This is a genomic window from Adlercreutzia sp. St.1H8, from assembly GCF_059728655.1.
Window position 1 is genome coordinate 745,880 of sequence record NZ_AP039376.1, and the last position, 12,704, is coordinate 758,583.

A 12,704-nucleotide genomic window follows, 5' to 3' on the forward strand; every position below is an offset into this window, starting at 1 on the left:
CTTTCGACCAGTCCGTTGACGCAATGGTAGCACGGAAAAGAGGTGGGGGCAAGAGGATTGCGGACGGCGGGCTTCCTGCAGGCGGAGGACGTGGGGAGGCGGATAGGGGCGGGCTTTCTGGAGCGCCGCGACGGCTTGCGATAGGAAGGATCGGAGGGGTCGGCGGCTTGAGGCTGCCGGCCCCTCCTTGCTGTCCGGGCCGCCCCCTAGGCGCGGGACCGGCGTCGGGCGGCCAGCAGGGCCGCGCCGGCGGCGAGGGCGGCCGCCAGGGCGGCCCCGGCGAGCGCGGCCAGGGCGTCGCCGGTCTGGGCCAGGCGCGCGCGGCGGATGGTGCCCGAGTCGCCGGCTCCGCCGTCGCCGGGCAGCACGCCGCCCTGGGCCGTGGCTCCGGGCGGGTAGGCCGCCGGGGCGCTCTCCACCTTGTCGCGGCCGCGCTCCCAGGCGTCCCAGCCGCCGGGCGGGGAGAAGGGCGCGCCGGGATCCGGGTGCTCGGCGCCCGGGTCCCACGCGGAGGGCGGGGTGCCGAGGGCCTCGGCCACGTTGCCCACGTCGGCGCCGAGGGCGTCGGCGGTCACGAGCGCGTAGAAGGAGAGGCGCGCCTCCTGCCCGCCGCGGAGGTGCCCGACGGCCACGGCGAGCACGCGGGTGGCCGGGTCGTAGGCCCCGTCGTCCACGGCGACCTCGGCGCCGCCGGGCAGCGTGAGGCGGATGGAGCCGGAGAGGGGCTCGAGGCCCCGGGGCACCTCGTCGCGTATGACCGCGTCCATCCAGCCGGCGCCCGGCGCGTCCACGCGCAGGGCGACCTCGTAGCGGACGACGTCGCCCACGCGGGTGGTCCCGTCGTCCCGGGAGGTGTTCTCGGCGGTCTTCTCGATGGCCACGTCCCCCTCGGCCGGGTCGTCGGGGACGACGGCGGGCGGGGTGGCCGGGTCGCTCTTCGCCGCGGGGTCGTCGTCGGGGGAGGGCGGCGTCGCGGGCTCACCCGGCTTGGCGCCCGGATCCGACGGGTCATGGCCCGGGTCTTCCGAGGGCGGCGTGCCGTGGGCGAAGGCCACGTTGGCCGCGTCGCCGCCCAGGGCGTCCTCCGTCACCGTGCACTCGAAGGCGAGGACCCACGCCTGGCCGCCCCACAGGTCGCCGCAGGCCACGGCGATGGTACGTGTGGCGCGGTCGTAGGCGTCGTCGGGCACGGCCACGACCTTCTCGCCGGCGGCGCCGAGGGGGCCGGTGAGCGTCAGGGTGCCCGGCACCGGCTCGATGCCCGCCGGCAGCGGGTCGCTGATGACGGCGTCCCAGAGGGCGTTGTCCGCCGGCCCGTCGTTGCGCAGCGTCACCGTGTAGCGCAGGCGGTCGCCGACCTTGGTGACCCGGTCGTCGGGGCGCGTCAGGTTCTCCACGGACTTGGCCAGGCTCACGTCCCCCTCGCCCGGGTCGGCCGGGGCCACCGCCGAGCCGCCCGGCGGCGCGGCGGGCGGCGTGTCGGGCGGGGCCACCGGCCCCACGTCGGCACCGCCCGGGCCGTCGGGGTCGGGGCGCCTGCCCGTCGCCGAGGCGACGTTGGACAGGCCGGCGGCGGCCGGGTCGGAGAGGTCGAGGCCCTCCCGCACCGCGCACTCGAAGGTGACGGAGGCCGCCTGCCCGCCGCCCACGTCGCCCGCGGGCACCGTGAGCACGGGCCTCCCGCCCGCGTCCGGGGCCGCCGACAGCGAGAACCTCCCCACGTCGGAGGCCGCCACCGCCGGCGCCTTCGAGAGCGCGCGGTCCTCGACGCCCGCCGACGGGTTGTCGAGGCGCACCGTGCCCCCGTCGAGCTCCAGGCACGCCGGCAGCGGGTCGGTCACCACCACGTCGGTCCAGAGCGAGCCGGCCGCCGCGTTGGAGGCCGTGATGGTGTAGCGGATGCGGTCGCCGGGCTGGGTGGGCCCGCCCGGGTGCGTGAGGTTCTCGGCCCTCTTGGCCAGCGCCGGCGCCGGCGCGATCTCGGGCTGGGGGAGCACCGTGACGTCGTAGGCCCAGGTGCTGCCGGTGTAGGCCCCGTTGGGCTCCTGCCTGAAGGTGAGCTCGCCCTTGCCCACCGCCGTCGGGTCGAGCACCAGGGTGTAGGAGCCGTCCTCGCCCCGCACCGGGTTGCCCTCGGCGTCCCTCACGAAGTCCGCCTCGAACACGTTGCCCCTGGCGTCGGTCACGCTGATCGGCCCCGACGAGGGCGTCGTCACCTTCAGCAGCACGCGCCCGGGGTGCGGGTTGTCCGCGGTCGGCTCGCCCCAGGTGGTGACGATCTCGCCGCGGAACGCCTTGTCGCCCGGCTTGCCCGGGTCGGCGCCCGGGTCGGTCGGCTCGCCCGGCCCCGTCGACACCTCGGGCTCGGGGGCGTCGGGGTCCTTGCAGTCCGGGTCGGGCTCGGGCGTCACCACGGGGTTGGGGTCGATGGGGTCGATGGCCACCTCCACCCGCGGCACCGTCTCGTCCGCATCGGGGGCGGCGCTGGCCAGGTAGTTGGCGTGGGCGCCGGCCTTCTTCTGGTCATCAGAGGGCGGCAGGAAGCGCAGCGACACCTCGTGGCGGCCCTCCTCGCCCACGCCGGGCACCAGGTAGTCGGTCTCCGAGGGCTTGAACACGTAGGAGAACTCCGTCCAGTGGCCGCCCGCGTCGCTGCCCCGGCGCTCCGCGTTCTTGGGGAAGGCGGGCTTTCCGTCGGTTCCCAGGATGACGTTGCCGTCGGCGTCCTTCCCGTCCTCGAAGCGCAGCTCCACCGGATCGCCCACGGGCTCGCCGTCCACGTAGAGCTGCACGCGGCCCTCGGGGGCGGCGGCCGTGGGCTTGGTGGCCTCGCTGCCCGGCTTCCCGTCCACGGTGTCCGCCCGCTTGATGGCGGCGCTCACCTTGAGCGACTGGTCGGAGGGGTGGGCGTTGCCGCCCGGCTTCTGGCTCGCGTTCGTCTCGTCGACCCACTCGGCGGCGACCTCGCTCACCTGCGAGGCGATGGGCTTGATCTCGCCCCACAGGAAGGCCCGGTGTCCCCAGTAGCTCTTCGCGAACTCCACGATCTCGGCGTCGGAGCTGTTCTCGTCCGAGTACTGCTTCGAGACCATGGTGAGCTTCACGGCGCCGACGTTGGAGGGGAGCACCGTCACCTGGTGGCCTGATCCGTCGTCGACGACGTCACTCGTCTCGGGACCGGTGGGCACGGGGTCGGTCCCGCCGTCGGGTACCTTGTCGTAGGGCCGGTAGTAGTACCGCACCAGCTGGTTGCCCGCCTCGTCGGTCACCTTGTTCAGCACCTTGTTGTCTGGCGCGGGCGTGGTGATGGCGTTGCCGGGTGCCGACAGGTCGTAGGCGGGCAGCGGCGTGCCGTCGTAATACTTCGTCAGCGACCTCAGGTACGCCTCGTCGGTGATCTGGAAGTCGAGGAAGCGCTTCAGCAGGTCGCCGGCCTGCCCCGGCTCGCGGAAGAGGGGCAGCACCTCGTGGACGTTGCCGTCGTCGTCTTGGTAGGTGAGCGTGACCGAGATCTGCTGCTTCATCGCGTCCTCGGGCAGCCACAGGTACAGCTTGCCGTCGGTGAACTGGGTCGGCGCGCCGTAGGGGTAGTCGATGCCGCCCACGGTGAGGTTCCAGTCGATGATGGGGTTGTCGCCGGAGCTGCCGGTCTTGTCCAGCTCGGCCATGAGGTCGATGGCGACCATGGACACGGCGGGGTTGTCGTTGCGGCTCGTGTCGACGGGCCATGCGCCGAAGGCCGAGTCGTAGCTGTGCTGCCCGTTGATGAAGGCCTGGAAGCCCTCCTGGCTGTTGGTGCTCCCCACGTAGCCGATGCGCACGGAGCCGCCGATGACGCTGACGGCGCCGCCCTGGGCGCCGATGCCCATGGACACGCACTCGGTAAGGGGATTGCCGCCTTTCGACAGGGCCTTGCTGGTGTCGGGGAGCACCGTGCCGCCCGCGATGACGATCTCGTGCCCCTCGTTCCAGGAGCAACATCCCTGGCCGATGGCGTTGCCGTGCATATCGCCGTGGGGCTTCAGCACGCCGCCGTTGATGTAGATGTCGCCGGCGCAGGTCTTGCTGGCAGCAGGCACCGTGTGGGGCGCTCCCTGGCTCGTCTTGACGAGGTTGTTGCCCAGGGTGTCTGCGAACTGGTAGGCGTTCGCCTCGGAGCACGTGGCCCACCCGCCGCCGCCGATGGAGGCGCCGTGGTATGAGGTCCATGTCTCGATAACGCCGCCGTTGAAGGTCATCTTGCCGCCGCTGCCGCCAGCTCCTCCTCCGATGGAGGCCGTGTAGGCGTACTGGTTGCCGGCGCCGCGGGCATAGGTGGTGATGATGCCGCCGTTGAAGGTCATGTCGCCCGCGTCTTCGTACTGGACGCTGCCGATGGCGGCTTCCAGGCTGTTGCCCGTCACCGTGAGCTTGCCGGTGGTGAGTTCCTTGGAGGCGTTTCGCGTGGCGTTCTCCAGGAGCGAGAGGCGGTCGCCGCCGGGGGTGGTGCCCGCGGTGTAGGTCTTGCCGTCGTTGCCCACGAAGGTGGTGCCTGCGGGGATCTTGCCGGGATAGTGCTCGGGATCCATCTTGATGGGCCCGCCTGCGGTGGTCACATTGGGGACGTGGTCATCGATGACGAGCTCGGTGCCCTCGCCGCAGTGGATGCCCGGCCCCTGACGGCCGTCGGCGGCGGTGAGGGTGTTGTCGGAGTTCTCCGCCAGGGTGATGCACAGGCGCGTTTTCGGCTCGATGGTCTTACCGTCGGCGTCGCGGTTGCGCTCGATATGGCAGGGGATGGGCGAGTCGATGTTCACGTTGTTCAGGACGATGTTCGCCTGAACGCCGGGGTTCACCCAGATGGTGACGTTCTGGGTAGCCGAGGGGAAGCCATCGGTGGAAAGCGTGAGCTCGGCAGAGCCCTTGATGACGAGCTTGTGCAGATTGTCGACGAGCGTGTTGCCGCCCGTGCGCGCGTGGCGCGTGTAGGTGTCGTCGACGAACTCGAAGTCGACGCCCGGCGTGCCGCCGGCGACGTTGATGCCGAACTGGCTACGATCTGTTGAACGCACGGTGCCCGGGTTGGGGGTCTGTGTGGCAGAAGCAGGGGGAGCGGCGATTGATTGATCGGCTGATGCAGTGAGGGGGAGTTTGCCAAGAGAAAGGGCCGCAACAGTATTCGTATGGGGCGAGCTGCTTTCGTTGAGGGTCAGGTCAGTATCGCCTTGAATATCCTCGAACGGTAGAGGAGCGGCAGAGTTGTTTGTACGAGCGCTGCCGATGAGGGGGATGGCGGGGCTCTGCAGTTGGCCGGCCGGGCTGTCTTCAGCTGGGGCGGTTTCGCCGGTCGCGGCAGCGTCGGCTACTGGCTCAGAAAACTCGATGGGGGGGGGTCTCCGTGATTTTGGCCTGTGGCTCGGCGAGCGCGGCCGCGGGCACCATCCCGCAGGCGAGCGCGGCCGCCAGGCCGAGGCTCAGAAGCGACCCCCGTCGCTTCTCTCTCATGGTGGTTCTCCTTCTCTCGGGCGCGTCTCTGATGACGCGGGATCGGCTCTGAATATAGCGCTCTCGCTCGCTTTTCGCAAGGTCGATATTGCCGATGGAGTCATTGCTTCGCTTAAGATGAGGTGCAAGAAGTTAACGTTTTGCACCGTATATGCAGAGTGGAGTACAATAAGCGAAGTACAAGGAGGTGTGCCATGGCACTCAAGCAGGCGGCTACCCGCATCGACGCCGAGCAGTACGAGCTGTTCAAGGCCACGACGCGTCAACTCGGCACGACGCCGTCGGATGCAATTCGCATGTTCATCTACTCGTTCAACGACTGCGGGGGCTTTCCCTATGAAGTGAGGACGACGCGCCCCGTGGTGGAGGCCTTCGAGACGGAACGCGACGCAACGCGTTTCGCGACGGCGCTCTCTTTGGGAGTGCTTGATGAGACGCGGTGAAGTTTGGACGCTGCGGGATGGCAGCTACGCATCAAAGGCGCGTCCCGTTGTGGTGGTTCAGGATGAGTCGGTGGCCGAGTTCGACTCCATTATCCTGTGCCTGCTGACGAGCTACGACTCCGATGGGATGCCGACACGCGTGAAGATCAGGCCTTCCGAGAGCAACGGGCTGTTCAAGACGAGCTACGTTATGGCCGACAAGATCATTTCCGTGGACAAGGCTCTTCTGGGAGAGCGCATCGGCGTTCTCGCTGACGAGGATATGGAATTGGTCGGCCGTAGTTTGGCGAAGATTCTGGGCCTCGGCTGAGGGCCGAGGCCCAGACCATTGGCGTCAGGTTAGGGTGTTGGCGAAGGGGCCGACAGCGCGAAGCTGCCGGCCCCTTCGGTGTGTCCGGCTGGCGCGCCCTACCGTCCCGCGCGCTCTCGGCGGCGGGCGGCGAGCAGGCCGGCGCCGGCGGCCAGGGCGGCCGCCAGGGGCAGGCCGGCCGCGGCGGCCAGGGCGTCGCCGGTCTGGGCCAGCTTGTGGGCGATGGTGGTGCGCCGCTTGTCGCCCTCGTCGCCGGGCAGCACGCCGCCGAGCTTGTCCACTCCCGGCGGGTAGGCCGGGTCGCTCACCGCCTTGCCGCGCCCGCGCTCCCAGGCGCCCCAGCCGCCGGGCGGGTCGAAGGGGGCCCCGGGCTCGGGCGACTCCCCGTCGGGGTCCCACGCGCTCGGCGGCGTCCCGTAGCCGACCGCCACGTTGCCGATGTCGGCGCCCACCGCCTCCTCCGTCACCAGCGCGTCGAAGGAGAGGACGGCCCGCTGGCCCCCGTGGAGGTGCCCGCATGCCACGGCCAGGACGCGGGCGGCCGGGTCGTAGGCGCGATCGTCCACGGCGACCTCGGTGCCGTCGGGCAGCGTCAGGCGCAGCGTGCCCGCCACGGGCTCCAGCCCCTCGGGCACGTCGTCGCGGATGACGGCGTCCATCCAGCTGGTGCCCGCCCCCTCGTTGGAGAGCGCGATCTCGTAGCGCACCGTGTCGCCCACGTGGGTGGTCCCGTCCCCGCGGGAGAGGTTCTCGGCGGTCTTCCCGATCGCGATGTCGCCCTCGCCGGGATCCTCGCCCACCAGGGTGGGAGGGGTCGCCGGCGGCGTGAGGGCCTCGGGGTTGCCGGTCGGCGGCGCGGCGGGCCTTCCGGGCTCGGGGTCGGCCGGCGCGCCGCCGGGGCCCTCGGAGGGCACGGTGCCGTGGACGGCGGCGATGTTGGCGTTGCCCGCGCCCAGGGCCGCCTCGCCCACGGTGACGTCGAAGGCGAGCACGACCCTCTCGCCGCCCCACAGGTCGCCGGCGGTCACGGCTATGGTGCGCGCCCCCTCGTCGTAGGCGGCGTCGTCCACGGGCCGCTCGGTGCCGTCGGCGCCGACGAGCCTGATGGAGCCCGCCACCGGCTCCAGCCCCGCGGGCAGCGGGTCGGAGACGACGGCGTTCTGCAGGCAGCTGTTGGCCGCGCTGGTGTTCTCGAGCGCGATGGTGTAGCGCAGCACATCGCCCACGTGGGTGACCTTCGCGCCGGGGGCGCTCAGGTTCTCCACCGACTTCGACAGCTTCACCTTCGGGTCGGCCGGGACCACCGTGCCGGGGCCGGGCGGCGTGGCCGGGCCGGTGGGGTCGGGCGTCACGGGCAGCGGGCGATCGGGATGCTCTGGGTCGGGCATGGGGTTGTCGGGGTCGGCCGGGTCGGGGCGCGCGCCCTCCGCCGAGGCGATGTTGGCCAGGTCGACAGAGGCCGCGTCCGAGAAGTCGAGGTCCTCCCGCACGCTGCACTCGAAGGTGACAGCGGCGCTGGCACCTCCGGCGACGTCGCCGACAGGCACGGTCAGCACGGGCCGCCCGTCCGCGCCCGGCGCCGACAGCGAGAACTTCCCCACGTCGCTCGCGGCGGTGGCCGGCGCCTTTTCCAGCCGCTTTCCCTCGATGCCGCCCGAGGGGCTGTCCAGCCGCACGCTCGCCTCGTCCAGCTCCAGGCCCGCCGGCAGCGGGTCGGTCACCACCACCTGGGTCCACAGCGAGCCCTTGGCCGTGTTTGAAGCCGTGATCGTGTAGCGGATGCGGTCGCCCGGCTGGGTGGGCCCGTCCGGGTGCGTGAGGTTCTCGGCCTTCTTGGCGAGCTTCGGCGCGGGTGCGATGGCGGGGTCCGGCCGCACCGCTACCTCGCTTTTGGGCACGTCTCCCTCGGAGGGGTCGGCGCTCTCCAGGTAGTTCTTCGATGGCAAGTAGCGGACGGACACCTGATGGGTCTCGCCCGGCGCCATCAGGTCGCCCACGGCGAACGACCACGACACGACGGTGTGCTCGCGGCCGTCGGCGTCCCGCTCCACGTGCGCGTTGGCCGGCAGCGTCGTTCCGTCGGCCGCCGTCGAGGGCGAGAAGCGTATCTCCACGGCATCGCCCGCGGGCTTGCCGTCCACGTACAGCTGCACTTTGCCCTCGGGCGCCTTGCAAGTGGGGGCGGTGGGCGTTCCGTCGTCGAAGACGCCGCTCGTCACGTCGGCCTCCAAATTCAGCATTTTGGAGGGGTCGGACGGGTCGGCGGCGTCCGCCCCGTTGGCCCACGTCGCCTTCACGGACGTCACCTTCGAGGGAGAGGGCTTGATCTCGCACCAGCCGGTGGCGCGGTGCCCCCAGTAGCTGTCCTTGAACCCAGCGGTGTCCGACCACTGCGACGAGTCCATGGTGAATTTCATCACCCCCACGTCAGCGGGCATCGACGTAAGTGGCTTGCCGTTGGCGTCGGCGGACACCTCCGGGCCGGTGGGGCTGCCGCCGCGCTTGTCGTAGGGCTGGTACTTGTACGTCACCTTGGTCGGGTCGGTCAGCTCCTTGCCGTCGCTCACGCGGTTGCCATTGGCATCCATTGTCAACCCGGTCAGCGGGGGCTTCTGCGCCGCCAGGTCGAATGTCTCGAACCCGGTTCCGTCGTAGTGCTTGGTGAGCGAATCGAGGTAGGAGGCCGGCAGCTCGAAGTCGATGTAGCGCTTCAGCACGTCGCCGCCCTGGTCGGTGGCGGGATCGCGGAACAAGGGCTCGATCTTCTGCTCGGCGCCGTTCTTGTCGATGTAGGACAGCTCGACGGAGATCTCCTTCTGGATGGCGCTCTTCGGCAGCCACAGATACAGCTTGCCCTCGTCAAAGGTAGTGGGCGCTCCGTAGGCGTAGGGCTGGCCGCCTACGGTCAGGCTCCAGGTCTTGATGACATCGTTCAAATCGTCGTCGGTGATGCCCGTCTCGGCGTTGCGCTTCTCGATCTCCGAGGTCAGGTTCACGGTCACCTTGAACACCTTGTTGGGATCGTCGGGGTCGCTCGGGTCGTATCCGTCGGCCAGGCAGGCGTCGTTTCCCCATGCCGTGCCGCCAATGCCGTCGAACTTGTAGGTGTCGTTGCCGTTGGAATCTGTTCCGGTTTGCGTGCAGTTTACCGAGCCTCCGGTGATGACCAGATAGCCGCCCTTTACTCCCAAGTCGAACTGGGAAGACTCCGAAATGGAGGTGTCAGGCAGGAGCGTTCCTCCGGTCACGCGGATGACATGGCCATTGCTGGAGCCAGTGCAGCCGTCGCCGAAGGCGTTGCCGTGGTTGGGCGCCTTCGGCGCGATGAACCCTCCGTTGATGTTGATGTCGCCCCCTGTGACAAAGGCGAGGAAGGTGCTTGCGTCAGCGGTGTCGGGCGTGTGGAAGGCATCGGGCCACAGCATGCCGTTGTTCCGCGTGGGCAGGTAGTAGGTGCCGCCGCCGATGGCGGCGCCGTGGCACTGGCCTTCGGCATACACGGCGCCGGCGTTGAAGGTAAGGCCCGTAATGCCTCCGCAGTTGCCTCCGCCGATGCCCGCAGCCTGATAGTGGCTACTGCTGCTGTTCACCCAGGTCATTGTATGCTGATATGCTCTGACGCTGATGTTGCCCCCGTTGACGGTGAGATGGCCTGCCGATTCACGATTCGTACCTCCGATGCCGGCGGCATTGCAGCCGCCCCATACCTCCAGGGCACCGGGGTCGGCGCTGCTGAGCTTGGAGATTGGATCGCCGGCAAAAAGCTGGGTGCCGTTGGAGAGCGTCTGTTGCTGGCCGATAGCCCCGTTCACAGGTGCTATCTCGTTTGTTTGATCATGGACGTTGCCGCCTGGTTTGGTGGTGTTGCGCACGGAGTCGTCGATGACGAGGACGGATGTCTCGCCCAGGCGGATTCCGGCGCCATTGTTTCCGGCACCGTCGTGGGCCTTGAGGAGATTGTCGCTTCCGTCGGCCAAGGTGATGTGACAGCGGGTGGGATTGGTGGGGTTGAGTCTGTCCTGACCGATATTGGTCATGATGTTGAACGGCATGCGGTGGACGATGTGGACGCTCGCGAGCGTAATGTCCGCGTGGACAGTGGGGTTCACCTGGATGCCCGTGGCACCTGGCGCGTCCTTGCCGTGGTCGGCGGCATCCGAGAAGGTGAGGGGCGTTGAGGTGAGCACCTCAACCACATCCGATGTGCCGTAATCGGCTCCGTTGTACTGCACGGCGCCCGGCGTGTAGACGAAGTCGGTGCCGTAGGCCCCGCCCTTCACGCGCAGGTCGCCGCAGGTGACCCAGCCCTGCGCGTCGGGGGTCGGGTCGGCGAGGGGAGCGGCGGAGAGGGGCAGCCCCGCCTCGGCGAGGGCCTGTGCTACGGGGTCGTCCGCGCCGTCGGGCGCCGCGTCGGGAGCGGCATCGGGTTTTTCGAAAGAGGGAGAAGGGGAGCCCGCGTCGTCGGGGCCCTGCGGCCGGCTGTCGGGCGGATCGACATCGGCCGGGGCGGTTTCGCCGGGGTCGGCAGCGTCGGCTACCGGCTCAGAAAACTCGATGGGGGGGGGTCTCTGTGATTTGGGCCTCCGGGGCGGCGAAGGCCGCCGCGGGAGCCATCCCGCAGGCGAGCGCGGCCGCCAGGCCCAGGCGCAGAAGCGACCCCCGTCGCTTCTCTCTCATGGTGGTTCTCCTTCTCTCGCAGGTCGGCGCGCCCTCTCCGGACGCAGAGCTGTTGCCGACCTATCAGCGTACCGTGGCCGAATATACCCCTTCGGCCCGCTTTCCGCAACCCCGGGCGCTGCGGCTGGGGCTGGGGGCGGCGGTGGAACCGGGAGGGGCGCTGGTCATTTCTGTACCTATGCGTAAGATTCTGACTGAAGCCTGAATTTCTTACGTATAGGTATGATACTATGTACTCCAGCAAACTCATTACCCATACGTAAGAAACGAGGCATCATGGACATAAGCCGCGATCAGATCATGGCCCAGGGGGTGCGCGTGACGGAGGGGGCTGCGCTGGGGGCGGCGCTCAGGAGCCGCCGCAAGAGGCTTGGCTACACCCAGGAAGATCTTGCGGACATGCTGGGCTTCAGCCCGCGGCTGGTGGGGGAGATCGAGCGCGGCCGCGGTACGGTGGGGATCGACAAGGTGCTCGCCTTCGCGACGGCCCTGGGCGTCGACGTCGTCGCGTTCGAGAGGTGAGTGCCATGAAAGACACCGAACTCGTGGTCTACCGCGAGTACTTCGGCCGCTTCGAGGAGGTCGGCCGGGTGGCGCCCGCGGGCGGCGGAATAGGGTTCGCGTATTCCGAGAGCTATCTCCAGAGCCGTACGGCGCAGTCGATCTCCCAGGCGCTTCCCCTGCGGCCGGGGGCGTTCTCCGCCAGGGAGACCGAGTCGTTCTTCAACGGCATCCTGCCCGAGGGGAGCATGCGGCGCAGCTTGGGTCGCGCCTTTCACGCCGATATCGACGACGTGGGCGCCTTCATGGCCCGCCTGAACGACGAGTCCGCCGGGGCCCTGGTGTTCGGCAAGGGGGAGGAGCCCCTTCTGGAGGGCCGCAGCTATGCACCCGTGGGGGAGGAGGACCTCGTGCGCTTCGCTGCGCGCCCCGGGGAGTTCGCCCCGCGGGCCGCCAGCCGATCGAGGCTGTCGCTGGCGGGGGCGCAGATGAAGATCGGCCTCTTCTTCGACGCCTCGTCCGGATTCTGGTTCTACCCGCAGGGAGCGGCTCCGTCCAGCCATATCGTGAAGGCGTGCGACGGCAGCTTTCCCGACCAGACGGTCAACGAGGCCATCTGCATGAGGACGGCCGCCGCGCTGGGATTCGATGCGGCCCCGTGCCGCCTGATTCCCGTTGCGGGCCAGGAGCCCCTGCTCGCCGTGGAGCGGTTCGACCGCATCGACGTGGGCGATGCGTTTTTGCACCGCTTGCACCAGGAGGACTTCCTTCAGGCCTTGCCGGACTATTTCGACAAATACGAGCCCACGGACGGGAACTACGCGAACCACTGCGCCCGGGTCGTGAACGAGGGAAGCCGCAATCCGTTCGGGGACAGGAGGCTGCTGTTCTCGCGCCTGCTTCTGGACTGGGCGATGGGGAATGCCGACAACCATCTGAAGAACCACTCGATGCTGTGGAGCGAGGACTGGTCGTCGCGGGAGCTGTCGCCGCTGTACGACCTCACGTGCACGACGGTCTACCCCGAGCTCGACCGGGAGATGGGCGTGTCGTTCGGCGGCTCGCGCCGCATCGACAATGTGAGGATGGAAGATGTCGTGGCGACCGCCCGGTCGTGCGGCGTCGGCGCCCGTTATGCCCGCGACGAGCTGGAAGAGTTGATCGAAGCGTTCCCGGCGGCCCTGCGCGGGGCGGCCGTCGCCGTCGCCGAGGAGGGCTTCCCCCAGGCGGCGGACGTGGGAGGGCGGATTGAGGAGGGCTTTCTGGGGCGCCGCGACAGCTTGCGGTAG

At 69.5% G+C, this 12,704-nt stretch carries 7 protein-coding genes; 4 read left to right on the forward strand and 3 right to left on the reverse strand.

Annotated elements, in window-relative coordinates; genetic code table 11:
- Positions 1-206 precede the first annotated feature (206 nt).
- Together AC6I0Y_RS02700 and AC6I0Y_RS02705 are read right to left on the reverse strand one after the other, a co-directional pair.
- Entirely contained in the window at positions 207-5,051 is a 4,845-nt protein-coding gene (locus tag AC6I0Y_RS02700; protein ID WP_497732924.1) for a hypothetical protein, read from the reverse strand.
- A gap of 298 nt (positions 5,052-5,349) precedes the next feature.
- Positions 5,350-5,484 (reverse strand): hypothetical protein, encoded by a 135-nt coding sequence (locus AC6I0Y_RS02705; RefSeq protein ID WP_497732927.1) that lies wholly within the window; start codon positions 5,482-5,484, stop codon positions 5,350-5,352.
- 194 nt (positions 5,485-5,678) lie between these two features.
- On the opposite strand from AC6I0Y_RS02705, the gene AC6I0Y_RS02710 reads away from it, so the two are divergent.
- Together AC6I0Y_RS02710 and AC6I0Y_RS02715 are read left to right on the forward strand one after the other, a co-directional pair.
- Positions 5,679-5,927, forward strand: coding sequence for a type II toxin-antitoxin system RelB/DinJ family antitoxin (locus tag AC6I0Y_RS02710; RefSeq protein WP_028026729.1), 249 nt, complete (start codon positions 5,679-5,681; stop codon positions 5,925-5,927).
- Positions 5,928-5,976: 49 nt separating this feature from the next.
- Positions 5,977-6,237, forward strand: a complete 261-nt coding sequence (locus AC6I0Y_RS02715) for a type II toxin-antitoxin system PemK/MazF family toxin (RefSeq protein ID WP_323585705.1) — start codon at positions 5,977-5,979, stop codon at positions 6,235-6,237.
- A gap of 98 nt (positions 6,238-6,335) precedes the next feature.
- On the opposite strand, the gene AC6I0Y_RS02720 is transcribed toward AC6I0Y_RS02715, so the two are convergent.
- Positions 6,336-10,517 (reverse strand): hypothetical protein, encoded by a 4,182-nt coding sequence (locus AC6I0Y_RS02720; protein WP_497732932.1) that lies wholly within the window; start codon positions 10,515-10,517, stop codon positions 6,336-6,338.
- A 673-nt stretch (positions 10,518-11,190) separates the two neighbouring features.
- Between AC6I0Y_RS02720 and AC6I0Y_RS02725 the strand changes: the two genes are divergently transcribed.
- Positions 11,191-11,436 carry a helix-turn-helix domain-containing protein gene (locus AC6I0Y_RS02725; protein ID WP_016310678.1) on the forward strand — a complete coding sequence of 82 codons (246 nt, stop codon included), beginning with the start codon at positions 11,191-11,193 and terminating at the stop codon, positions 11,434-11,436.
- Positions 11,437-11,441: 5 nt separating this feature from the next.
- Positions 11,442-12,704, forward strand: a complete 1,263-nt coding sequence (locus AC6I0Y_RS02730) for a HipA domain-containing protein (RefSeq protein ID WP_497732935.1) — start codon at positions 11,442-11,444, stop codon at positions 12,702-12,704.

Bases quoted from the DNA above. Each gene is read 5' to 3' on its own strand.
- AC6I0Y_RS02705 (WP_497732927.1), bottom strand. From the start codon at position 5,484: ATGAGAGAGAAGCGACGGGGGTCGCTTCTGAGCCTCGGCCTGGCGGCC.
- AC6I0Y_RS02710 (WP_028026729.1), top strand. From the start codon at position 5,679: ATGGCACTCAAGCAGGCGGCTACCCGCATCGACGCCGAGCAGTACGAG.
- AC6I0Y_RS02725 (WP_016310678.1), top strand. From the start codon at position 11,191: ATGGACATAAGCCGCGATCAGATCATGGCCCAGGGGGTGCGCGTGACG.
- AC6I0Y_RS02730 (WP_497732935.1), top strand. From the start codon at position 11,442: ATGAAAGACACCGAACTCGTGGTCTACCGCGAGTACTTCGGCCGCTTC.